At 45.0% G+C, this 25387-nt stretch carries 22 protein-coding genes; all 22 read left to right on the top strand.

Annotated features, from left to right (window positions below; translation table 11 throughout):
- The first annotated feature begins 101 nt into the window (after positions 1-101).
- Complete coding sequence (locus G358_RS0114915) at positions 102-2276, top strand: peptidase domain-containing ABC transporter (RefSeq protein ID WP_084662804.1); 2175 nt, start codon at positions 102-104, stop codon at positions 2274-2276.
- Between the two features lie 80 nt (positions 2277-2356).
- Positions 2357-2593 carry a hypothetical protein gene (locus G358_RS0114910; RefSeq protein ID WP_019638037.1) on the top strand — a complete coding sequence of 79 codons (237 nt, stop codon included), beginning with the start codon at positions 2357-2359 and terminating at the stop codon, positions 2591-2593.
- Positions 2594-2713: 120 nt separating this feature from the next.
- Complete coding sequence (locus G358_RS0114905) at positions 2714-5827, top strand: type 2 lanthipeptide synthetase LanM family protein (RefSeq protein ID WP_019638036.1); 3114 nt, start codon at positions 2714-2716, stop codon at positions 5825-5827.
- Between the two features lie 179 nt (positions 5828-6006).
- Positions 6007-6468 (top strand): ribosome maturation factor RimP, encoded by a 462-nt coding sequence (gene rimP, locus G358_RS0114900; protein ID WP_019638035.1) that lies wholly within the window; start codon positions 6007-6009, stop codon positions 6466-6468.
- Positions 6469-6507: 39 nt separating this feature from the next.
- Positions 6508-7605, top strand: coding sequence for a transcription termination factor NusA (gene nusA, locus G358_RS0114895; RefSeq protein ID WP_019638034.1), 1098 nt, complete (start codon positions 6508-6510; stop codon positions 7603-7605).
- A 33-nt stretch (positions 7606-7638) separates the two neighbouring features.
- Positions 7639-7953, top strand: coding sequence for an RNase P modulator RnpM (rnpM, locus tag G358_RS0114890; RefSeq protein ID WP_019638033.1), 315 nt, complete (start codon positions 7639-7641; stop codon positions 7951-7953).
- Entirely contained in the window at positions 7946-8269 is a 324-nt protein-coding gene (locus G358_RS0114885; RefSeq protein WP_019638032.1) for a L7Ae/L30e/S12e/Gadd45 family ribosomal protein, read from the top strand. The genes rnpM and G358_RS0114885 overlap by 8 nt, the downstream gene beginning before the upstream one ends.
- Positions 8262-10847, top strand: a complete 2586-nt coding sequence (gene infB, locus G358_RS0114880; protein WP_019638031.1) for a translation initiation factor IF-2 — start codon at positions 8262-8264, stop codon at positions 10845-10847. The genes G358_RS0114885 and infB overlap by 8 nt, the downstream gene beginning before the upstream one ends.
- A 16-nt stretch (positions 10848-10863) precedes the next feature.
- Positions 10864-11217, top strand: coding sequence for a 30S ribosome-binding factor RbfA (gene rbfA / locus G358_RS0114875; protein WP_019638030.1), 354 nt, complete (start codon positions 10864-10866; stop codon positions 11215-11217).
- A 17-nt stretch (positions 11218-11234) separates the two neighbouring features.
- Positions 11235-12212 carry a DHH family phosphoesterase gene (locus tag G358_RS0114870; protein WP_026342274.1) on the top strand — a complete coding sequence of 326 codons (978 nt, stop codon included), beginning with the start codon at positions 11235-11237 and terminating at the stop codon, positions 12210-12212.
- Positions 12209-13129: a tRNA pseudouridine(55) synthase TruB gene (gene truB / locus G358_RS0114865; protein ID WP_019638028.1), complete on the top strand. Its 921-nt coding sequence runs from the start codon at positions 12209-12211 to the stop codon at positions 13127-13129. Before G358_RS0114870 ends, truB begins: the two co-directional genes overlap by 4 nt.
- Positions 13130-13170: 41 nt before the next feature.
- Positions 13171-14118, top strand: a complete 948-nt coding sequence (locus tag G358_RS0114860) for a bifunctional riboflavin kinase/FAD synthetase (RefSeq protein WP_019638027.1) — start codon at positions 13171-13173, stop codon at positions 14116-14118.
- Between the two features lie 193 nt (positions 14119-14311).
- Positions 14312-14581 carry a 30S ribosomal protein S15 gene (gene rpsO / locus G358_RS0114855; protein WP_026342272.1) on the top strand — a complete coding sequence of 90 codons (270 nt, stop codon included), beginning with the start codon at positions 14312-14314 and terminating at the stop codon, positions 14579-14581.
- Positions 14582-14885: 304 nt separating this feature from the next.
- On the top strand, positions 14886-16991 hold the full coding sequence (gene pnp, locus G358_RS0114845; RefSeq protein WP_019638025.1) for a polyribonucleotide nucleotidyltransferase: 2106 nt from the start codon (positions 14886-14888) through the stop codon (positions 16989-16991).
- A gap of 200 nt (positions 16992-17191) precedes the next feature.
- Positions 17192-18178 carry a polysaccharide deacetylase family protein gene (locus G358_RS0114840; protein ID WP_019638024.1) on the top strand — a complete coding sequence of 329 codons (987 nt, stop codon included), beginning with the start codon at positions 17192-17194 and terminating at the stop codon, positions 18176-18178.
- A 175-nt stretch (positions 18179-18353) separates the two neighbouring features.
- The gene (locus G358_RS0114835; RefSeq protein ID WP_420836062.1) at positions 18354-19568 is read left to right on the top strand and encodes a M16 family metallopeptidase; all 1215 of its coding nucleotides are present in this window, start codon (positions 18354-18356) and stop codon (positions 19566-19568) included.
- Positions 19558-20007, top strand: coding sequence for a dUTP diphosphatase (dut, locus tag G358_RS0114830; RefSeq protein WP_019638022.1), 450 nt, complete (start codon positions 19558-19560; stop codon positions 20005-20007). Before G358_RS0114835 ends, dut begins: the two co-directional genes overlap by 11 nt.
- A gap of 221 nt (positions 20008-20228) precedes the next feature.
- Positions 20229-21128, top strand: coding sequence for a dipicolinate synthase subunit DpsA (gene dpsA, locus G358_RS0114825; RefSeq protein ID WP_019638021.1), 900 nt, complete (start codon positions 20229-20231; stop codon positions 21126-21128).
- Entirely contained in the window at positions 21125-21715 is a 591-nt protein-coding gene (locus G358_RS0114820) for a dipicolinate synthase subunit B (protein ID WP_019638020.1), read from the top strand. The genes dpsA and G358_RS0114820 overlap by 4 nt, the downstream gene beginning before the upstream one ends.
- 54 nt (positions 21716-21769) lie before the next feature.
- Complete coding sequence (locus G358_RS0114815; protein ID WP_019638019.1) at positions 21770-22804, top strand: aspartate-semialdehyde dehydrogenase; 1035 nt, start codon at positions 21770-21772, stop codon at positions 22802-22804.
- Positions 22805-22903: 99 nt separating this feature from the next.
- Positions 22904-24124 (top strand): aspartate kinase, encoded by a 1221-nt coding sequence (dapG, locus tag G358_RS0114810; protein ID WP_019638018.1) that lies wholly within the window; start codon positions 22904-22906, stop codon positions 24122-24124.
- Positions 24125-24148: 24 nt separating this feature from the next.
- Complete coding sequence (gene dapA, locus G358_RS0114805; protein WP_019638017.1) at positions 24149-25030, top strand: 4-hydroxy-tetrahydrodipicolinate synthase; 882 nt, start codon at positions 24149-24151, stop codon at positions 25028-25030.
- The last annotated feature ends 357 nt before the right edge of the window (positions 25031-25387 follow it).

The following is a 25387-nucleotide window of genomic DNA, read 5'->3' as shown; positions in this document are numbered from 1 at the left end:
CCATGCATAAGTTTCATTTTATGTATGGTACTTTTTTTATATCATTCACCATAGATAGTTTACTGTTATAACCATATATAGTATATTTATATAAATTAAGGGTGCTGATTGGAGGGGGTATTATTTTTAAAAAAAAAGTACCGTATGTTGAACAAATGGATAAAATGGATTGCGGAATATGTTGTTTGGCAATGATATCAGCATATCACGGTAAACATGTATCATTATTAGAATTGCGTGAATTCACAGGGCATGGAAGAGATGGAATATCACTGTTAAATCTAAAAAAACTTGCTGAACTATTAGGGTTTGATACTATCTGTCAAAAATTGAACCTTCAGCAATTGAATAACGACCAATTACCTTTGATAATCTTCTGGGATGAGAAGCACTTTGTAGTTTTAGAAAAGATATATAAAAATAAATACTTTGTCGTTGATCCTGAACATGGAAGAAGAATATTTAATGAAGATGAGTTTAGTCTAAAATTTTCAAAATATGTATTGAAGTGCATTCCAACGAAGAGATTGATTTTAAAAAAACAAGTTAGTAGTTGGATTCCAATAATCAAATTACTTTTCAAAACACCGAGAATTTTATTAAGTTTGCTAGCTACCTCAATAATTCTTCAATTAATTTCTTTAGCTGTTCCATTCTTTACTAAGCTTATAATTGATAACGTCATTATATCTGAAGCATCCAGTAAAATGTATATTTATGGGCTAGGAATAGTTATCTTATTTTTTTCACTTGGCATAATCACTCTAACACGTGGAAAGCTAGTCATATTTTTACAAAATTTATTAGATACACAATTGACTACAGATTTTTTTAAGCATCTTCTTAAATTACCTTATAATTTCTTTCAGCTTCGTTCTTTCGGAGATCTTTTATTCAGAGCAAATAGCTTACAAACTATCAGAGAACTCTTATCCAATTATATCTTCAAATGTGTACTAGATATTGGTGTAGTTGTAACAATATTAATATATATGTTTTATCAATCCACACCTCTAGCTTTGTGGACAATTATCTTGGGCGGTTTGAATATAGTTTTTATGATATTTAGCAATTATAAAATTGTAGAGAGAAGCAAGGAGGAAATTGTAAGGTCTTCTATTGTTAGTGGAACTCAAACGGAAATGTTATACGGAATATCCGATATTAAGTTATCGGGGGTTGAAGATATTTTTTTGAAAAAGTGGTGTGAAGAGTTTAATAAATTGATTACTAGCAGAAGGAAAAAGTTAGAGTTAATTAATTATGTAAATTCAATTTCTATTAGTATTACTATATTTGCTCCTCTTTTAATTTTATTTATTGGTTCTAAGTTAGTTATAGCAAATCAGTTATCATTAGGAAGCCTTATAGCGTTTAATACGCTAACTATACAATTTTTTACTTTGACTTCTTCATTGGTACAGATTTCAAATATGTTTGGACAGGTAAAAGTACACGTAAATCGCATACAAGACGTCATGAATTCGCCAATACCTCACGAAAGTAATAATCTAAAAGAAATTAATAAATTTAAAGGTGAAATAAAATTAGAGAATGTATGTTTTAAATACTCAAAATATGGAGAGAATGTCATCGATAATGTATCTCTGCATATTCAAAGTGGGCAAAAGGTAGCTATAGTAGGGAAATCCGGTTCAGGAAAAAGTACATTAGCTGGGTTGCTGACCGGGTTATATTTTCCTACAGAAGGGACTATTAAATATGATGGGGTTCTATTAGAGGAGTTAAGTAAACATCAATTAAGGACAAACATAGGTGTAGTTTCCCAAAATGTAAACTTGTTCAACCGCAGCATCTTTGAGAATATAAGCATTCACAGACCGGATGCTTCTTTCGAAGAAGTAGTTGAAGCAGCTAAGATTGCTCAAATTCATGAAGAAATTATGCTGATGCCTATGCATTACCATACTCAGATTTCTGAAATGGGAATGGCACTTTCCGGTGGACAACGTCAAAGATTAGCCATTGCAAGGGCGATTCTTCATAAACCTCGCATATTACTGTTAGATGAAGCTACCAGTTCACTGGATTATATTAATGAACAAAAGATAGATGCCTACTTTTCTTCCATTCAATGTACCAGAGTCGTTATTACACATAGACTTACCTCTATTTTGAATGCGGATCAGATACTTGTAATAGAGAATGGGAGGATTGTGTGCCAGGGGACTCATTACCAATTGATATCGAACAATAATTATTATAAAAACTATTTTTATGATAACGTGCAAGGTGAAGTCTTAACAACATATTAAATTCATAAAATAGTATTGCATGGAAAAAAATACTATGGTATATTAAGGAAGAAAATAATAATATATGGGAGGTAATGAATATGTCTTTGGCTGACAAGATTCGCGCAATTCGGGATCCGGATTTTCGAGGTAATGCTTCTAGTTTTGATCATCCAGTAGGGATTGTTAGTGAAAATGAAATTGAAAATGTTGTTGGAGGAGCGGAAGTGAGTCCTAATTCTATTAGAATCTCGATTTATAAATGCCTTTCACTTTTCTGTCCTTCCGTTGCAGAATGTTTGGTTACAACTCCAAGAGACTGTGGTATCGAAGCCTAATGATTTATAAATTTTCAAAACGATGAAGGGTGCTATTATGTGGCACCCTTTTTAGGTAGATCGTTAATTGTGAGAATTCATATATTATAGAAACTTCATCACAATTCATGGAGGTAAGATATGCTTTGTGAACAGCTATTTAGTTTTGATAATTGGCTGAAGGGTTCGTATTTAAGTGAACGAGCTTATGTTGAAGGCGTATTAAAACGTGAGGATATAGTAGATCAATGGTTAAAAGTTGGAGATTTTTCTGAAGAAAAATTGCAATACCGTTTGGAAGCAGATGAATTAGACCTAGATTCTTTTGAAAATATTATTAGTAATAGAGACTCCATTAGATTGAAAGATAAAAAATCATTAGAATGGGTTAATACGCTCAAAGAGATTTTTCATGCGGATACGAATTTTGTTTCAGATTGTAAGGACAAACCGCTGTTTTATAACTTCTACGTGCCTTTTCTTGAGTATGCGAAAACCATCTTTAAGCAAAAATATGACTTACTTGGGCGGACTTATCACACACGTTATGTTGTAAATTTCACTTCTCTTGAATTAACCGCGTTAAATCAATTGTTTGATCAACTAAGTAAACTAAGTTTTCGAACACTAATTCAAGAATTACATATAGCAAAAATATCTGACGAATTAATAGGCGATACATCGGAAGAAAGGTATTTGTTTTATGTTGAAAATATACTTGCTAATAAAAATTACTTAATTTCTCTATTGCAATTGTACCCTGTTTTGGCAAGATTGATTATTGAAATAATTACGAGGTTTACCGAATCATATTTCGAATTATTAGAGAGATTCATAAATGATGTGGATCTTATATCTAAAGTTTTTCAAGGAAATTATAATCATTTAATAAAGATTGATGTAAGTGCAGGTGATCATCACCATGGTGGAAGATCGGTATCCATCTTAGTTTTTGAGTCAGGAGATAAAATTGTTTATAAACCTCGTTCATTAGATTTAGATTACCAGTTTTCTTATCTAACTTCTTGGCTTAATGGAAAAGGATTCAAATACTCCTTAAAAACTGTAAAGACCATTTCAAAGGAAGGTTATGGATGGCAGGAGTTTGTTTCAAATAAAGCTTGTAGTACTGAAAAACAGGTAGAGAGGTATTATTATAGATTTGGAGGTTATGTCGCATTACTGTATATACTCAACGCAGTTGATTTTCATCTGGAAAATGTAATCGCTCATGAAGAATTTCCCATTTTGATAGATATGGAAACTTTATTTTGTAATCATTATGATTTAGTTACAGGTTCAATTAAAGAGCATGTAGTTAATAAGGAATTTAGTGATTCAATTTTTGCTAGTTTACTTCTTCCAGTTAAAAGTATCACTAATCAAGAAGAATTTGATTTTAGTGCAATTGTTAATATCGAGAAACAAGAAAGTAACAATGAAGTTTGGGTAATTGAAAATAAATTTACTGATGAAATGCGAATGACTAAGAAAAAGGCCCAATTTACATCAAGCACCAATAGACTTTTCGTAGGAGATAAGGTCATAAATCCTTTAGAATACTACCATCAAATCATTGATGGTTTCCAAGACATGTACAATATACTGCTGAGACACAAGTCGGATCTGCTACTACAGCAATTAGCTTCATTTTCTGATAAGAGTGTAAGACATATACTTCGTCCGACGAAAGAATATGGTTTTTTATTAGAAACAAGTCTTCACCCGGACTATTTGCAAGATGGATTATCTAGAGTGAAACTTTTTGATCACTTATGGAGGGAATCCATACTATATAATCGAATTCAAGGGATAATTCATTACGAAACTTTTGATCTATTAAATAACGATATACCTCATTTTTGCTTTGAAATAAATAACAAATATATTTTTAGTGGCAAAAATAATGTAATAGAAAATTTTTACCAGGTTTCTTGTCTTGACAATTTATATCAGAAGATAGATAAACTTAGCCCAATAGATTGTGAGAAACAAATTCGGTATATTAGATTGTCTCTTGAAAGTCAATATTTACCTGAAACCAAAGTAAATTACCAAGGAAATGAAAATGCCCACTTATCAATGAAGTTGGAAGCACAAAATAACAGTGAATTATTTTTAGAAAAAGCTAAACAAATCGGTGATTTTTTAATAGAGCATGCTATATGGGACAAAGAATCGAATCAGGTTTTCTGGCTTGAAATTAAAAAAGAAAATGGGATGATTCTTCCAACAAACGAATCTTTGTATGATGGATTGCTTGGTATTTCTCTGTTTTTAGCCTATTTAGCTAGGGAAACAAACGAAGAAAAGTACGTACACTTAGCAAAAGCTGCTTTAAGCTCTGTTCAAAGTCATATCAGTGAACAAAACCTAGAAAATATATCAGCTTATAATGGGATTGCGGGTGTCGCATACGGTTATTATCATTTAGGCGCAATATGGGGAAATAAAAAATTGCACGATTCTGCACTTAAAGTTATCTTTGAGGCAGAACAATTTATTGAGAAGGACACTGAACTGGATTTAATAGGCGGAGTAACTGGCTTAATGTATATTTGCATTCAATTATATCAAAAGTTCAAAAATGAGCATTTAATTAATTTGTCTAATAAATGCGCTCAACATTTAATAAATAGTAACCAAGAAAAGATTAAGTCTCAGCGTTTATTGACAGGTTTTTCCCATGGAGCCGCAGGGATGGCCTGGGTTATGACAGAACTCTGGTCCATTACTGACAATACGCTTTATTATGATTATTTAAATACATTATTGCAATATGAAAAAAGGTTTTATTCTGCAAAAGAATCAAATTGGAAGGATTTGAGGTTTTCAGAGAAAGGTTCATACAGCTCTTTTTGGTGCCACGGAGCACCAGGAATAGGATTAAGCAGAGTTTTAATAAGCAAATACTATATCGATTCAAGTATTAGAAATGACATTAATGTTTCTATTGAAAAAATAAAACAATCGGGTTTTGGAAAATCCCTGTGTCTTTGTCATGGGAATTTCGGTAATGTAGAAATTTTAGTACAGATGGCTCAATTATTAAACCTGCAGGATTTAGGGATACAAGCTACTCAGATGGCATTGAAACTGGTTCATAATTTTGATGTTAATTACTGGAAAAATGATTTATCGAATAACATGGAGTCTTTGGGCCTAATGAACGGAATTTCTGGAATTGGTTATAGCCTCCTTAGATTTCATAATCCTAATATCCCCTCCATTTTATCGTTACAATTCCCTGATTAGAAATTTGCTTTGTAACAGACGTTGGTCTTGTGAAGTAAAGGTGTTTTACTTGTCACTAGTGCTGGACTATGTTATAATTTTTTTGGTAATCATGGAGATAGAACCGTTGTTTAAAGAGTGGGGAAACCCACTCTTTACTCTTTGGTATATAGGAATGAATGTTATGGAGGTAGGTACGCTTGAGTACACCGAAGATCAAAGCGACCGTGGAAGAGATGGTTGTGCCCTTTTTGGAGGAGAACGGCTTTGAACTGGTAGACGTGGAATACGTAAAAGAGGGAAGCAACTGGTTTTTGCGCGTCTTCGTCGACAAGGACGGGGGCATCGATATCGATGATTGCGGCCGGATCAGTGAATATCTTAGCGAGAGGCTGGATGCTGATGATCCGATTCCTTCCGCTTATTTTCTGGAAGTTTCTTCACCTGGCGCGGAGCGTCCGCTCAAGAAGGCAGAGGATGTGACGAAAGCCGTCGGCAAGGATGTATTTGTAACTACATATGAACCGGTAGATGGTCTGAAAGAATTTGAAGGCCGCCTTCTTTCCTTTGATAACGACGAGCTTGTCGTTGCGGTAGGCAAGAAGAATCATGCCATTCCATATAACAAAGTTGCCAGCGCAAGGTTGGCCATCATCTTTTAATTGACCTGAACGGAATATGAAAGGGGGAACTTGAGGCAGATGAGTATGGATTTTATTGAAGCCTTAAATGAGTTGGAGAGGGAAAAGGGAATCAGCAAAGATATTTTATTCGAAGCGATTGAGGCCGCTTTGATTTCCAGCTATAAGCGAAATTTCAACACGGCGCAAAACGTTCGGGTCGATATGAACCGTCATACCGGAGCTATTAAAGTATTTGCCCGCAAGCTTGTCGTTGAAGAGGTGCTTGATCCACGGACAGAAATATCTCTTACGGCAGCTCGCGAGATCAATCCGAGCTTCCAGTTGGATGACATTTCGGAGATTGAAGTAACGCCTCGGGATTTCGGGCGCATCGCTGCCCAAACGGCGAAGCAGGTTGTGACGCAGCGCATACGGGAAGCGGAGCGGGGATTGATTTACAACGCTTTTATCGAGAAGGAAGAGGACATTGTTACCGGCATCGTGCAGCGTCAGGATCAGCGTAATGTATATGTAGATCTTGGAAAAATCGAAGCTCATCTACCGCTTAATGAACTGATGCCCAATGAGAAATTCAAGCATGGGGATCGGATTAAGGCTTATATAACGAAGGTAGAGAACACGACGAAGGGACCGCAAATTTTACTTTCACGTACCCATCCAGGGCTGCTAAAGCGTCTATTTGAGCTTGAAGTGCCGGAAATATTTGACGGCGTCGTCGAAATACGCTCCGTGGCGCGCGAAGCGGGCTTTCGTTCTAAAATTGCCGTACATTCAAGGAACAGTGAAGTGGATCCGGTCGGCTCCTGTGTCGGTCCGAAGGGGACTCGCGTCCAAACGATTGTCAATGAGCTGCGCGGCGAGAAAATAGATATCGTTCGCTATTCCGAGAGCGTGGAAGAGTACGTAGCTAATGCGCTGAGTCCTTCCAAAGTGCTCGAGGTCCAAGTTTTTGAAGCGGAGAAGATGGCCCGTGTCATCGTTCCTGACTATCAGCTCTCGCTTGCCATCGGTATTAAAGGGCAGAATGCCCGGCTTGCTGCCAAACTGACGGGATGGAAAATTGACATCAAGAGTGAAAGTCAAGCGGAAGAGGAATTTGGAAGAGAAAAGACAGACTCAGGAGAAATGCCTCAAGATTCCGTCTCCGTCGATTAATGATGAAGTAATCAGAAGACGGGGGGGAAAGGAATGAAACCAAGAAAGATACCTTTACGCAAATGCGTAGCCTGCAATGAAATGAAGCCAAAGAAGTCGCTAATTCGAATTGTCCGGTCTCCAGAGGGAGTCGTTTCGATTGATTTAACAGGCAAAAAATCAGGCCGCGGCGCCTATTTGTGCGGCCAAGCGTCCTGTTTCAGACTAGCCCACAAAAATCGCTCTCTGGACAGGGCGCTGAAATCGCCTGTCGGTCAAGAGGTTTATGAGCAATTGGCGCAAGATTTCCTTGCGGTGGAAGATAAATTTATCGCTGAGCGGGACCGGGAAGACGATGCTGATGAGTAAAGTATTGTCAGGACTTGGTCTCGCAATGAGAGCGGGTAAAGTGGTAACCGGAGATGAGAGCGTACTTAAAGCTGTTCGCTCTGGTGAAGCTAAGCTCGTAGTAGTTGCAGCGGATGCATCCGGCAATGCCCGCAAGAAATTTCGTGACAAATGTGCAACCTATAAAGTCCCACTGATCATCGGCTTTGATCGGGAACAGTTAGGTTCCAGCGTAGGAAAGCCGGAACGAGTCGTCCTAGCGCTGATGGATCAGGGGTTTGCCGAAATGATCCGGAAAACGATCGTGAAAACGTCGGAGGTGGAGTATATTGAGTAAACAAGAAAACAAAGAAAAGCTTAGGGTTTATGAATATGCAAAATCCCTTAATATGAGCAGTAAGGAAATTATCACCATTTTGAAGCGGCTTAATATCCCGGTTAACAATCATATGAGCGTGATGGAGAACGATGCTGTATCGCGCGTCGAGCAATTTTTCAAGGATATTAAGAGCAATGCTGCTGCCAAGCGGGAAGGCTCGGGACGTACTGAGTCTTCAGCTAAATCGTCGGCACCAGCTTCCGCAGGAGGAAGCCAAACGCCGAAAACTGGGGCCGGGTCAAACGCCGGCCAGCGTGAAAATCAAAAGCCTTCCAGTGCAGGCAGCAGCTCATCCAGCAATAACAAAAATCAACAAGAAAAGCAGGTAAGTATGAATAATAAAACGCATAACTCATTCTCCGCGAGTGGAGGAGCACAAGCCACTCAAGAAAGAAAACATCGCGCCAGCGACAATAAACAGGAAAACCGAACTCAGCAAGCATCAGGTGCTTCTGCGAATCGGAATCACAATCAATCGAACCGGGGGAGCCAGTCCAGCGGACAGCGTTCAGCTCGCCCGGGACAAGGTTCCAGCAATGCTTCAGGCGGAGCAGGCCGCAGCCAAGGCGCGCCGCAGCAGGCCGCGAGCAATGACAATTACTCCTCCGGCAACCGGGGAGGGCAAAGCGGAGCAGGGCAGCGTAAAGGTGGCAACAACAAGCCTGGTCAGCGGCGTTTTGATGACAACAGACAAGGTAATTTCAAGAACAACCGCGGCGGGAAAGGCGGCCGTGGAGGCAGAGGAGGCCAGCAGCAGCCGCCACGGGAGAAAATCGATAACACGCCGAAGAAAATTATCGTTCGGGGCAATATGACCGTAGGCGAATCTGCTAAGCTGCTTCATAAAGATGCTTCCGAAGTCATTAAGAAACTGATTGCCCTCGGCGTTATGGCGACGATCAATCAGGAGCTCGACATCGATACGATTCTGCTCCTTGCCGGTGAATTCGGAGTAGAGGTTGAGGTGAAAATTCCGGTTGAGGAAGATCGTTTTGAAACATTAGAAGAGCATGATGAAGAAGCGGATTTGATGGAACGCCCACCGGTCGTTACGATTATGGGACACGTTGACCACGGGAAGACGACCTTGCTTGATGCCATACGCTCAGCGAACGTCAGCAGCGGCGAAGCCGGAGGGATTACCCAGCATATCGGTGCTTATCAGGTGGAAATCAACAACAAAAAAATCACGTTCCTGGATACGCCTGGACACGAAGCTTTTACGGCGATGCGTGCTCGCGGTGCCCAGCTGACGGACATAACGATTATTGTTGTAGCAGCGGATGACGGCGTGATGCCGCAAACGGTAGAAGCGGTTAACCATGCCAAAGCCGCAGGACTTCCAATCATTGTAGCGGTCAACAAAATTGACAAGCCGACAGCGAATCCGGACAAAGTGAAGCAGGAGCTGACGGAATACGGGCTCGTTCCGGAGGAGTGGGGCGGAGAAACGATTTTCGTCAATGTGTCGGCCAAGCAAAGAATGGGACTGGAAGATTTGCTGGAAATGATTCTGCTCGTAGCTGAAGTGAACGAGTACAAAGCGAATCCGGACAAACGCGCTCGCGGAGCCGTCATAGAAGCCGAGCTGGATAAGAGCCGCGGCCCTGTAGCCCGCGTACTCGTTCAGCATGGTACGCTGAAGGTTGGCGACGCTTTTGTTGCCGGAAACTGCTTTGGCCGTATTCGGGCTATGGTAAATGATAAAGGACGCCGCCTCAAAGAAGCAGGGCCTTCTACACCGGTGGAAATTACGGGGTTGACCGAGGTTCCGCATGCCGGCGATCCGTTTATGGTGTTCGAGGATGAGCGCAAAGCCCGCTCTATTGCCGATAGACGCGCTATTACGCAGCGTCAATCCGAGCTTGGCGGCAATACTCGCGTCACGCTGGATGATTTGTTCCGCCATATCAAGGAAGGCGAGATCAAAGATCTCAACGTCATTATTAAAGCGGACGTACAAGGTTCGGTTGAGGCGCTTAAAGGCTCGTTGGAGAAAATCGAAGTAGAAGGCGTACGGGTGAAAATCATTCACAGCGGTGCTGGAGCGATTACAGAATCCGATATTATTTTGGCGGCTGCATCCAATGCTATCGTGATCGGCTTTAACGTTCGCCCGGACAGCCAGACGAAAGCAACTGCGGAGCAGGAGAAAGTAGATATTCGTCTGCATCGCGTCATTTATAAAGCGATCGAAGAAATTGAGCAGGCGATGAAAGGGATGCTCGATCCTGAATACAAAGAGAGCGTCATCGGTCATGCCGAAGTCCGTGATACGTTCAAACTCAGCAGAGTGGGGACGATTGCCGGTTGCATGGTAACCTCCGGTAAAATTACCCGCAATGCTGAAACCCGTCTAATCCGTGACGGTATCGTTGTATATGAGGGCAAGATTGATTCACTCAAGCGTTACAAGGACGATGCGAAGGAAGTGTCCCAAGGTTATGAGTGTGGTATTACACTCGATAACTACAACGACATTAAAGAGGGCGACATTATAGAAGCGTTTATTATGGAGGCCGTCGAGCGGAAGTAAGGTGAGGTGACAAACTATGGCTAAAAATCGTACCGGCCGTGTTGGCGAACAAATTAAGAAGGAACTCAGCGTGCTGATTCAGAACGAAGTTAAGGATCCCAGGGTCGGATTTGTCACAGTGACCGGCGTCGATGTTACAAGTGATTTATCCCAGGCGAAAGTATATATCAGCATATTCGGCGACGAGGAGAAAAAAGCGGAATCGTTGAAGGGGCTGGATAAAGCGCTCGGATATTTGCGGACGGAGCTGGGAAAACGGATGCGTCTGCGTCACACACCGGAGCTGATTTTTAAAGTCGATGAGTCGATTGAATACGGCAGCCGCATTGAGAAGCTGCTGGGTGAAATTACGCAAGATGAGGAAAAATGAATTTAAAGGAGACGGCAATGCAGACCAATGAACAGGAATTCCGACAGGCAGAGCAATTTCTGAAGGATCATGATGATTTCCTGGTAGTGTCGCATGTACAGCCGGACGGAGACGCAGTCAGTTCTACCCTAGTGGTGGGCTGGCTTCTCTCATGTCTGGGTAAAAATTACGTTATGGTCAATGAAGGGCCGATTCCTCAGCGTATGTCGTACTTGTTGCACTCGGATCGCATTATGGATCTGTCAGTAACAACTCTGGACAAATCCTACAAATATGTTATAAGTGTTGATTGCGCTGATTTCCGCAGAATTGGAAAATCGAGCGACTATTTTGCGGCAGATGCCCGTATTTTGAATATCGATCACCATCCGACCAACGACGGATTTGGGAATGAAAATCTAATTGTTCCTACTGCAGCAGCTACGGTGGAGATTTTATATGATCTGGCAAAATGGCTAGGCTTCACCTTGTCTAAAGATACAGCTACGGCTATATATACTGGATTATTAACGGATACTGGCGGCTTTCGCTATGCAAGCACGTCCCCGAAAGTAATGGCGGTTGCTTCTGAACTGCTTGAATACGGAGTGAACGGACCTGAACTGTCGCAGCTGCTGCTCGAGCAAATGACACTGCCTCAACTCAGGCTGTTAACGAGAGCGCTCAACGGCTTGCAAATGACGGATGACGGCAAAATAAGCTGGGTAATCATCAATGACGAAGACATGAGGAAATCCGGGGCGATTCATGAAGATTTGGAGGGAATTGTGAACTACCCGCGCAACATTCAAGGTGTTGAGGTTGGTTTGCTGTTTAAAGTGATTGATGAGGAAACAGTGAAGGTAAGCATGAGGTCTGCCGGAACTGTGGATGTTGCTGCTGTCGCTCAAAGCTTTGGCGGCGGGGGCCATGTTCTCGCTGCAGGTGTTCGCATGCAAGGCAATGTGGAGCATGTTGTTGTGCAAATTATAGAGCGGGTGAAGTCACGGCTATGAAACTGACGTCATATGAAGGGATACTTGCCGTAAATAAACCTGCAGGCTTTACCTCGCATGATGTCGTGGCCAAAACTCGGGGTATATTAAAAATGAAGCGGATCGGACATACGGGAACGCTGGATCCGGCAGTAACGGGCGTGCTTCCTCTTTGTCTGGGAAGGGCGACCAGAATGGTCGAATACTTGCAGGAGCTTCCTAAACAATACGAGGCGACACTGCTGCTGGGCATTGCTACCGATACAGAGGACATGTCGGGCACCGTCATTGAACGAAAGGCTGGATTGTGCGTCAGTGAACAAGAGGTACGAGCCGTTCTCGAGCAATTTATAGGTACGATCTCCCAGGTTCCGCCGATGTACTCGGCCTTGAAGCAGGATGGGAAACGGCTATACGAGTTAGCCAGGGAGGGAAAAGTCGTCGAGCGCAAAGCGAGAGAAGTGACGATTGAGGAACTGGAGCTGCTGTCCTATCAGCCTGAAGGGGAGCATCCTTCCGTTTCTTTTCGGGTGTTGTGCTCTAAAGGAACATACATCCGGACACTTTGTGTTGATATCGGGCGTGCGTTGGGCGTACCGGCCGCGATGGCCGAGCTGAAGCGAACGTTTTCCGCTGGCATTCATGAAGCTCAGTGCCTGACGCTGGAGGAAATAGCCGCCCACGCGGAACAGGGCACACTGGAGGCGCATCTGATCCCCGTAGATCAGGCTGTAAGCCACATGCCTGCCCATCGCATTCCCGAGAGTCATGTAAAACAGGCATTACAGGGGCAGAAAATCTCCTCAGGGCTAGTTGAGCCGCCGGTAACATGGGGGGAGAATATCCGGCTTTATAGTTCAGAGAAATTTCTAGGCATTTTTCGCAGCGAGGAAACGACGAGGTCGATCATCCCGGTAAAAGTGTTTCTGCCAGAGTGATATAGCGTGCTAATCCGACTGAAATTGCAGGTGAAGTGATATTGGAAACGATAAATATTAATTATCCTCTTACAAAAGAGATTATAGATTGCAGTGCTAAACCGCAGGTTCTCGCGATCGGCCAATTTGATGGCCTGCATTTGGGACATGTCAGTGTCATCGAATCTGCTGTGCGGCTTGCAGCCTCAGCGAAATTACCGGCCGCGGTCATGACCTTTCATCCCCATCCTAAAGAAGTGATGAAGAAAGGCGATTACGACGGATATTTAACGCCCCCACGCGAGAAAGAACGGCTTCTTAAAAGTTTGGGCGTCGATTACACATACATTATAGGGTTTAATGATGCATTCTCCCAAGTGAGCCCTCATAATTTTGTTAGCGGAGTACTTGTCCCGCTTCAGGTTCATACGGCCGTTGTTGGGTTTGATTTCCGCTATGGCTACCGGGGAGAAGGACATGCAGGCATGCTCCGTGAGCTAAGTAACAATTCGCTGGAAGTCAGCACGGTCTCTCCGTTTTTGATCGATGGGGAGAAGGTCAGCAGCTCTGGCATACGCAAAGCGCTGACGGAAGGGAATGTTCGGCTGGCTGCACGCTGGCTTGGACGGAGATATGCGCTGAGCGGCACGGTGATGCATGGGGAGAAGCGCGGCAGGAAGATTGGTTTTCCAACGGCGAACCTAAGTCCTGATGAGCATTTTGTGCTACCTGCCAAGGGCGTCTACGCCGTTAAAGTCAAGTTTGAAGACAAATGGCTGCATGGGGTAATGAATGTCGGAGTTAAGCCAACCTTCCATACCGACAAGGCAGCCCCGTCGCTGGAAATTCATCTGTTTGATTTTAGCGGGGACTTATACGGCAAAACGTTGTCGGTTGAGCTAGTAGATTATATTCGGGAGGAACGCAAGTTTGCTTCCATTGACGAGCTCGTGGCGCAAATTGGCCGGGATGCGGAGACGGCTAAACGCCTGCTGCTTGCTGCTGAATAGGACGATCAGCTGCAATGCTGCAAGTTTGACGTATTATCATTTACATTTGTCCTGCAATTATGGTATACTGATCTACGTTGTTCATGGTGAATGCTGGCATTTTTCCAGAACAGCTGCAACCTTAGCTTGGTTAACCGGACCTCACCGCCCGGCGACGAGGCTAATGGCGATTTAGATAAAGGAGGTGAACAGGATGGCATTGACTCAAGAACGTAAACAACAATTGATCGAAGAGCACAAAACTCATGAATCCGATACCGGATCACCAGAGGTGCAAATTGCTATCCTTACGGAGAACATTGTGAATTTGACCCAGCACTTGCGCTCGCACAAGAAGGATCATCATTCCCGTCGCGGTCTTCTGAAAATGGTTGGCCAACGCCGTAAGCTGTTGGCATACCTGAAGAACAAAGACGTAAAACGTTACTCCGCTTTGATCGAGAAGCTCGGATTGCGTCGTTAATTTTTCGTGATTAACTGAAGCAGCCTGGTTGCCCGCCGGATGCGCTAATTAAGCGAACGGCGTGCATCTGGGTTGCTTTTTAACAGTTATGGAATGTATGCGCTTTGCCCTGCCGTATACTGCTCTATTACGCGATATTCAAGGCTCCTGCAGGAGCTTTTGTTGTGCATAGGGACAAACTTCCTTTTTTCCGTTCATTAAGGCGCTTTGCTCCAACATTTTGCGCCATCCTTTTATGAATCGGGCAAAAGGAGGAAATAATGATCTTTATACCGAATTTCTATTTGTGATAAGGAGGGATTTCATGGAGAATCATGTGAAAATGCAGTTGGGGGGAAGACCTCTTATACTGGAAACAGGCCGCCTGGCCAAGCAGGCGAACGCAGCCGTTATGGTACGCTACGGGGATACTGCCGTTTTGTGTACAGTTACCGCCTCGTCTGAGCCGAAGGATTTGGATTTCTTTCCGCTTACCGTAAATTATGAAGAGAAATTGTACGCTGTGGGTAAAATCCCAGGCGGCTTCATTAAACGGGAGGGCCGGCCGAGTGAGAAGGCCATCCTTGCCAGCCGCCTGACGGACCGTCCGATTCGTCCGTTGTTTCCGGAAGGGTTCCGTAACGATGTCCAAATCGTCAATCTCGTAATGAGTGTGGATCAGGATTGTGAACCGGAAATCGCCGCGATGATCGGAACATCCGCAGCGCTCAGCATATCTGACGTGCCTTTTAACGGACCGATTGGCGGGGTGGCTGTCGGCCGCGTCGATGGGCAGTTCATCATTAATCCGGATGTTGCCCAGCAGGAAGCCAGCGACATTTATGTCGTCGTCGCCGGTACGAAAGATGCGATTATGATGGTAGAGGCCGAAGCGAACGAAGTATCCGAAGAGGTCATGCTGGAAGCGATTATGTTCGGTCATGAGGAAATTAAGAACATCGTTGCTGTCATCGAAGAGCTCGTAAAGGTTGCCGGCAAAGAGAAGATGGAAGTGAAGCTGCATGCGGTAGATGCGGAAGTCAATCGCGAGGTGCGTGATTTCGCAGCTGACCGGCTTGTCAAGGCGGTAAGAATTGCTGAGAAGCATGCTCGTCAAGATGCGATTGATGCAATCAATGATGAGACAGTGGCTCATTTTGAAGAGAAGTATATTGAATCTCCAGAGCTATTAAAAGATGTTATGGAAGTGCTGCATGATATCGTTAAAGAAGAAGTACGCCGTCTGATTACCCATGACAAAGTACGTCCGGATGGCCGCAAGCTGGAGGAAATTCGTCCGATCGAATGCGACATTAACTTGCTGCCCCGCACGCACGGCTCGGGTCTATTTACACGCGGCCAAACGCAAGCGCTTAGCGTATGTACGCTTGGGGCTCTTGGGGATGTGCAAATTCTCGATGGCATCGATCTTGAAGAATCCAAGCGCTTCATGCATCATTACAACTTCCCGCCATTCAGCGTCGGGGAAGCTCGTCCATTGCGCGCGCCGGGACGCCGCGAAGTTGGACACGGAGCGCTCGGTGAAAGAGCCTTGTCCAAGGTTATTCCGCCTGAGAGTGAATTTCCTTACACGATTCGTCTCGTTTCCGAGGTGTTGGAATCGAATGGTTCAACCTCCCAAGCGAGTATTTGTGCAAGCACGCTAGCTATGATGGATGCAGGTGTGCCGATCAAAGCGCCGGTTGCTGGAGTGGCGATGGGACTAATAAAGGATGGAGATCAAGTATCGATCTTGAGTGATATTCAAGGCATGGAAGATCACTTGGGGGATATGGACTTTAAGGTGGCTGGAACACCGGATGGGGTGACCGCCATTCAAATGGATATAAAAATTGATGGAATCGATCGTCAAATTTTATCCGATGCGCTCGCCCAGGCAAGAGAAGGACGACTGCACATTCTTTCCAAGATGGTGGATCGCATCCAGAAGCCAAAGGAAAGTTTGTCTCCATATGCGCCTAAAATTCTCATCATAAATATCAACCCAGACAAAATTCGCGATGTGATCGGTGCCGGCGGTAAAATCATCAATAAAATTATTGAAGAGACCGGCGTAAAAATCGATATTGAGCAGGATGGCCGCGTGTTCATCGCTTCTACGAATGAGGAGATGAATAATAAGGCGCGTTCGATCATCGAAGGCATTGTGAAGGAAGTTGTCGTCGGAGAGATCTATGTAGGCACGGTAAAACGGATTGAGAAATTCGGTGCGTTTGTAGAAATTTTACCGGGCAAGGACGGTCTTGTTCATATTTCTCAGCTCTCTACAGAGCGTGTGGCTAAAGTGGAAGATGTCGTTGCAATCGGCGATACGGTAACCGTTAAGGTTACGGAAATCGACCAGCAAGGCCGCGTAAATCTTTCCCGCAAAGCGGTATTGACTGCTGAGACGAACAAACCATCATCTTAAAGGCTCCCCACCATTTCTTATTAATTGTGCGGGTAAAGAGACAGAATGCAATATTTCTGGCTCTTTTTTAATTTAAGCTGCTTATTAATTTTCTTGTAATTTTCTGGATCATGGCTGCACTTAACAACTCGTTTGTTGCATATAATGGAACTTGTCTTCATATGATGAGGACAAAACCGGGTTGAAGGGATGGGCCTGTCATGAGTCGGAATAAATTCATCGTGATCTCGTTATGCATTGTAATTGTATTTGCATTGTGGCAATGGGGTGGAATACGGGCATTTGTGGAAGGAAACACCGGTAAGCGTGAGGGCGATTTGGCCTTCCGGCTGTTTTCTGATGCAAGCAGTGACAGTCAGCTTATGTCCATCATCCGGGAAGAGGCCGCCAAACGCCGCGTAGAGCCTGTGGACGCAGTAATCGACCGGGTCTGGAAGGCCGTTCCGGGTTATAACGGACTTGAAGTAGATATCGAGCAAACGTATCAAAAAGCGAAGGCGCTGCCGCCAGGCTCTGATATTCCTTATCAATATCGCGAAATTCCTCCGCGCGTCAGCTTGGATGATCTGTCTCCAGAACCGATTTACCGGGGAAATTCCAATAAGCCAATGGTTGCCATGATGATCAACGTCGCCTGGGGAAACGAATATATTGTACCGATGCTGGACACGCTGGATGAAGCTAAAGTAAAAGCGACGTTTTTTCTGGATGGCAGCTGGCTGAAAAAAAATGTTGCTCTGGCGAAGGAAATACAAAAAAGAGGACATCAAATTGAGAATCATGCGTATTCTCATCCGAATATGAGCCAGCTTGATGATTATCGGGCCAGGCTGGAAATATCAAAAACAAAGGATTTGCTAAAAAGCGAGCTGGGTGTAGAAAATCGCTGGTTTGCCCCGCCATCGGGCGACTTTAACGCTCGAACTGTACGCCAGGCCGCGGATTACGGATTAAAGACTGTGCTGTGGACGTTGGACACGGTGGACTGGAGAAAGCCGTCGCCCTCCAGCATCGTCCAGAAAATTTCGCAAAAAGTGGCTCCAGGCTCACTGATTTTAATGCATCCGACGGAGTCCTCCAGCAAGGCGCTAAAGGAAATGATATCGGTTATCCGGCAAAAAGGGCTTGTCCTTGGAACGGTAGAAGAGACATTGTCGAGCAAGCGCGTCGATGTTCCAGGGAGTTGAGCTATCTTTATTTTTTTGATAGGATAATGATGATTTATGGTTAAGCGAATGCTTACGAAGTAAGTTTTACTTCGTAAAACTAAGTTTATGCTTACGGAGTAAGTTTTACTTCGTAAAACTTTTAGGAGGGCCTTTCGTGCACAAAACGCAACTAAACAACGGCCTGCGGGTAGTTATGGAGAAAATCCCTACCTTCCGCTCAGTGTCGTTCGGCATATGGGTTAAAACTGGATCACGGAACGAAAGTCCTGAATTAGGCGGTATCTCCCATTTTATTGAACACATGTTGTTTAAAGGTACAGAACGATTCAATGCTAGAGAGATTGCTGAACAATTTGACGCTATCGGCGGAAATGTGAATGCTTTTACCTCAAAGGAATATACGTGCTTTTACGCCAAGGTGCTGGATGAGCATCTGCCGATTGCTGTTGATGTGTTGTCCGATATGTTTTTTAAATCTCTCTTTGATGAAGAAGAGCTCCGCAAAGAGAAAAACGTTATTTTTGAAGAAATCGCCATGTATGAAGATACTCCGGACGATATGGTGCATGATCTTATATCTGAAGCCGCCTACGGGAGCCACCCTCTCGCTCTGCCTATTCTCGGCACAGAAGAGCAGCTGCAGGCGATGAAGCCGGAAGATCTGAAAGCATTTATGCGCGAAAAATATACGATCGAAAATACAGTCATCAGCATTGCGGGCAATTATGACGACAACATTATCGAGCTGCTGGAGAAGCATTTCGGACAATTCAGTGCAAGCGGAACGCTGGAACCTTTGAAAGCTCCCGCATTTTTGGGGGGATTAAGATTTCACCGCAAGAAAACAGAGCAAAACCACATTTGCATGTCTTTTCCGGGCCTGCAGATGGGGGATAAAAATCAGTATGCGATGGTGCTGCTGAACAATGCGCTTGGAGGAGGCATGAGCTCGCGTCTATTCCAGGAAATCCGGGAAAAACGGGGGTTGGCCTATTCCGTATATTCCTATCATAGCTCACATGCGGACAGCGGCCTGTTTACGGTCTATGCGGGGACGGCGCCGAAGCAGACGAAAGATGTTCTTGAGCTGACCCGGGAAATATTGCATGACGTATCTCTGAATGGACTTACCGAGCATGAACTGAGCAAAGGCAAGGAGCAGCTTAAGGGCAGCCTAATTCTTAGCTTGGAGAGCACGAGCAGCCGCATGAACCGGCTTGGTAAAAATGAACTGATGCTCGGCCGCCACTATACGCTGGATGAAATTATTGCAAAAATAGAAGCAGTAACGATGGATGATATCACTGATGTGCTTCGAGGCATGTTCAAGCAACCGTACTCGTTAGCAATGGTCGGTTCATCTGATCGGGTATTGTCAGGAATAAGGAGAGATGAACTTGTCGTATAACGTCCAAATTAACCGGTTAGCTGGAAATGAAGATATTGAGCTTCCTCAGAAAATGTCCGAGCTGGCTTCCGGCTTCGATTTATATGCTGCCATTACAGAGGAAGTTGTGCTTCTTCCGGGACAGCGGACTTTGATCCCCACTGGCTTTGCCTTGGCGATGCCCGCTGGCTTGGAAGCGCAAATACGCCCGCGCAGCGGTTTGGCGTTCAAGCATGGAATCACTTGTCTGAATACACCGGGAACGATTGACGCCGATTATCGCGGAGAGGTAAAAGTACTGTTAATTAATTTGGGAGACGAGCCTTTTACGTTCCGTCGTAACGAACGAATTGCCCAAATGGTTTTTCAAATCGTGCCGGAAGTGAAGCTGATTCCAGTTGAAGAACTGTCTGAAACTGTACGGGGAGCCGGCGGATTTGGGCATACGGGGAGAAATTAATCTCCTATTGTGCTGCAAATCAATATTTGCTTAAATTGTCTTCTGCTTTAAATTGTTTTCTGTTAATATTGTCCTCCGACGAAGCCTGCTAGTCCAATATGCCGAATGGCATAAAGACTAGCAGGCTTTTTGTTGTCAACAGGCAGCACAGGTTTCACCACTTGCTAGGCAGCGGCATAATATGGTCTATACTGTGTTGCTTGGGAAGGAGGATGTCTGTAGTGCTTACCGGACTAACTATCGTATTCATCGGCGGGGATGCACGCCAGATTGAAATTATTAACAAATGCATAGAGCTTGACGCAACAGTAAAGGTAGTTGGTTTCGATCTGACGGATCCTCCTCTCACTGGCGTGCTGCATAAAAAGTTAATGCCTAGTCTGTTATTCGATGCGGATGTCATTGTACTTCCGGTAATCGGCTGTGATGATCAAGGCGTAATCGGTGCGCCGTTTTCCGGCGAGGATATCGTTATGACCAAAGAAATTTTTGCAGCGATCAAGGAAGGAGCACAGGTATATACAGGAATGGCCAAAAGTTTGCTTAAACGGATGGCCGTTGAGTTCGGCTTCAACTTAATTGAGCTGCTTGAGCGTGATGATGTGGCCATATACAATTCGATACCGACTGCCGAGGGCGCCCTGATGATGGCGATCCAGCATACGGATATTACGATTCATGGCTCTACCTGTATCGTGCTTGGTTTGGGGAGAACTGGGTTTACATTAGCCCAAACGTTACAGGGATTGGGGGCAACAGTGAAGGTGGGGGTGCGGCGGGAAGATCAGGTCGCCAGAGCCGTCCAAATGGGCTGGAAGCCTTTCGTGACAACGGATTTAGCCGCTTATACAGGGGAAATTGACTTGATTTTTAACACAATTCCGACTATGATAGTCACAGCGCAAATCATCTCAAAACTGCCCCGTAGTGCAGTTATTATTGATCTCGCCTCGGCACCTGGAGGAACAGATTTCCGTTTTGCCGAGAAGCGGGGAATAAAGGCACTTCTTGCCCCTGGATTACCTGGAATCGTCGCTCCCAAGACGGCTGGAATTATTATGGCGAACACGATATGTCAGTCGATATCGGAAGAGTTCCATCTACGGGGGGATGAAATGTGAATTGGCAGGGGAGAACAGTAGGCTATGCGATAACAGGTTCGCATTGCACATTTGCCGAAGTAATGCCGCAAATACAACGATTTGTAGATTTTGGCGCCAAGGTTGTGCCGATTATTTCCCATACGGTACTTTCAACAGATACCCGGTTCGGCAAGTCGGAGGATTGGCGTAAACAGTTGAAAGATATAACGGGGAATGATATCATTGCTTCGATTGTTGAGGCGGAACCGCTCGGACCGAGCAAATTGCTGGACGTACTGGTCATCGCGCCTTGCACGGGAACGACGACTAGCAAGCTCGCTAATGCGATGACGGACAGTCCTGTTCTTATGGCTGCCAAGGCTCAGCTTCGCAACGGCCGTCCAGTAGTGCTGGCTATTTCGACGAATGACGGCTTGGGCTTTAACTTAGCGAATATAGCCAAACTCATCGTAGCGAAAAATGTTTATTTTGTACCGTTTGGGCAGGATAATCCGACCGGCAAGCCCAACTCGCTTGTAGCGAGAATGGAACTGGTACCCGAGGCTGCCTATGCCGCTCTGGAAGGTAAGCAGTACCAGCCGCTTATTATCGAGCGATTTAGGTAACAGAATTAATTCATTCACATAAGCAGTCATGGAAAGAGAGGGAAGGCGTGCCGGATGAGTAAAACGAAATATAATGTCGCTGTAGTAGGAGCGACGGGAGCGGTAGGAGAACAGATTATCAAGTTGCTGGAAGAAAGAGACTTCCCGCTTGATAAGCTCAAGCTGTTATCTTCTGCCCGTTCCGCAGGAATCGTTCTTACTTATAAGGGACAGAAAATTACCGTTGAAGAAGCAGTACCAGACAGTTTTGAAGGAATCGATATCGCTTTGTTCAGTGCGGGCGGTGATGTCAGCAAGGCCCTTGCTCCGCATGCAGTACGCTCTGGAGCGGTATGCATCGATAATACGAATGCATTCCGTATGGACCCGGATACACCGCTCGCAGTACCGGAAGTGAACGAAGATAAAATCACCGAGCATCAAGGTATTATTGCCAATCCGAACTGCTCTACGACGCAAATGGTAGTAGCTTTGAAACCGCTGTATGACCGCTATGGTATAGCACGCATTATCGTGTCTACGTACCAGGCCGTATCCGGCGCGGGTGCCAGCGCAATCGAAGAGATGCTTCGCCAAAGCCGTGAAATACTCGCAGGCAGCGAAGTGACGCCGGATATTTTACCGGTTGGATCTCTGCCGGTTAAACACCAAATTGCCTTTAATGCGATTCCGCAAATCGATAAATTCCAGGATAACGGATATACACTGGAAGAAATGAAAATGGTTCGCGAGACGAAGAAAATTTTCGGGGACGAATCGATCGATGTAACGGCAACATGCGTCCGGATTCCTGTCGTATATGGTCACTCTGAATCTGTATATGTTGAGCTGAAGAATGATTTTGAGCTGGAAGATGTGAAGAATCTTCTTGCCAACGCTCCTGGCGTGAAGCTGGTAGACGATCCGGCAGCCCAGGCTTATCCGCTTGCTACGGAAGCTGCAGGCCAGAAAGAGGTGTTTGTAGGCCGATTGCGCCGAGATCTTGGACATGAGCGCGGCCTGAACCTTTGGATCGTTTCTGACAACTTAATCAAAGGGGCAGCCTGGAATGCGGTGCAAATTGCGGAAATCGTAGCAGCAAAATTGTAGCTTCAAAGGCGCACTAATCGGCCAAGAGCGCATTTGGCCACTTTTAGTAAGACGGAATGAAGTGATGCTTTAATCCGCCATCATACTGGAGGAATATGCATGCACATTATGGTGCAGAAATTCGGCGGCACATCCCTCTCTTCTCCGGAAGCGAGAGAGCATGTCCTTTCACACATTCGCCGGGAATTGGATAACGACTACCGGCTTGTCATTGTTGTATCGGCTATGGGCCGAAGAGGAGATCCTTACGCAACAGATACGCTGCTGGATTTAATTGAGCAGACAGGAGGATCTCTTTCTCCGCGTGAGCAGGATTTACTGCTGTGCTGTGGTGAAATCATATCGGCCAGTACACTCAGCAGCCTGCTTCATCGCGAAGGCATATCATCGACTGTTCTAACGGGAGCACAGGCAGGATTTAGAACGGACAGTCATTTCGGCAACGCCCGGATTCTTGACATCGTCCCGTCCCGGGTGCTCGAGGAATTGGAGTACAACGAGGTGGTTATCGTGACCGGATTTCAAGGTCAAAACTTGGACGGCGAGTTTACAACCCTAGGGCGGGGCGGCAGTGATACTTCAGCGACAGCGCTGGGTGCGGCCCTGCGCGCTGAGATGGTTGACATATATACGGATGTGAACGGCATATTGACGGCGGACCCTAGAATCGTCGAGGATGCCCGGGCACTGCCCTATGTCAGCTACGCAGAAATTTGCAATATGGCTCATCAGGGCGCTAAAGTAATACACCCGCGGGCAGTAGAAATCGCCATGCAGGCCGGTATCCCGATCCGCGTCCGCTCAACCTTTGCACAAGGCGAAGGAACGCTGGTCGCTAATCCGGAAGGCTTCCGGGATGTCCAAAGCGGTGTTGTCGACAGATATGTGACTGGAATCGCATATGTAGGCAACGTTACGCAGATTACCGTGCAACCGGCAGAACAGCAGGAAGCTAACTTGCAGCTGAAAGTATTCAAAGCGATGGCAGAAAATGCAATCAGTGTCGATTTTATTAATGTTACCCCTTCCGGCGTAGTTTATACTGTGTTTGATTGCGATGCTGTTCAGGCTTCAGCCGTTTTGGAAGAAATGGGCTTTCGACCCCGTATTTTGACCGGCTGTGCAAAAGTATCCGTCATTGGCGGGGGAATTAACGGTGTTCCTGGCATTATGGCTAAAATTGTCGAAGCATTAACGGAACAAGGAATACAAATTTTGCAGTCAGCGGACTCTAACACGACGATATGGGTCCTTGTTAATAAAGAAGATATGGTGCAGGCGCTCAGAGCGTTGCATACCAAATTCGAGCTAGCCCATTAAATACAATGATCAGGAGGAGACAAGGTGGATTTCGGAAGATTAATTACGGCTATGGTGACACCCTTCGACGGCCAGGGGCATATAGATTGGGATCAGACCGCCCGGCTTATAGATTATTTGATTGAAGAACAGAAATCCGATTCTCTCGTCGTCTGCGGGACAACGGGAGAGTCTCCTACGTTAAGCGAGGAAGAGAAAGTATCGCTGTTTGAGTTTACTGTCAAGCATGCGAACGGCCGTTGTAAAATCATTGCCGGTACAGGGAGCAACAACACGGCTGAATCGATCAGCCTTACTATGAAAGCAGAGAAATGCGGCGCAGATGGAGTGCTCCTTGTCGCGCCATATTACAATAGGCCGAACCAGGAAGGGCTGTACCGTCACTTCGAAGCGATTGCGAATGCTACTAAGCTTCCTGTGATGCTGTACAATGTGCCGAGCCGGACAGTAATTAGCCTGAGCGCAGCAACAACGCTGAGACTGGCTCAGCTCCCGAATGTGGTGGCCACGAAGGAATGCGCTTCGTTAGAGCAGTTGGCCCAAATTGCTTCCGAAGCTCCGGAAGGATTTAAAGTATACTCCGGTGATGATTCCGCAACGCTGCCAGCGATCTCTGTCGGGGCTTATGGTATCGTCAGCGTAGCGAGCCACATTGTAGGCCGGCCGATGAAAGAGATGATTGAGGCCTTTTTGGAAGGCCGCGTCACCGAGTCCGCCAAGCTGCATCAACGGCTCTTGCCGATCTTTAAAGGTCTGTTCGATTGCCCCCATCCGGTACCTAACCCGGTTGCCGTGAAATTTGCATTAAACGAGGCTGGTATTTCAGTTGGTTCTGTACGCTTGCCGCTCGTGCCTCCATCAGAGGATGAGGCAGCGTTTATTCGGGCGCTGGTTCCGAAAGCTTAATTCCAGCAGCAAGTTATGCCCGCTCCATTTCAATAGTTCAACATACAGTTAAAAATATGCTATGCTTCCAGAAGAGGCTGGGACAAAACCCTCCGCTAACGAAAAATAGCCGGCAAGCTTTTACGATGAGTAAAAGTTTACCGGCTTTCATTATTTTTGACGTAAAAAAGGACACCTTCTGATAAAATTAAGTTACCACACAAAATCCAATCAGAAAGAAGTGTCCTTATGTTTAAAGATTATAACATGAATCAATTGGTTTTGCCGCTAGATTTAGAAGTTAAATTACAAGAAAATGACATTGCTTTTTCGATCCACCATCTAGTCGACAGTATTCCACCCGATGCCCTTGATTCT

The organism is Paenibacillus fonticola DSM 21315, assembly GCF_000381905.1.
Taxonomy (GTDB): Bacteria; Bacillota; Bacilli; order Paenibacillales; family Paenibacillaceae; genus Fontibacillus; species Fontibacillus fonticola.
The sequence above is the reverse complement of the archived record's forward strand: the minus strand, read 5'-3'. Positions and strand labels throughout refer to the sequence as shown.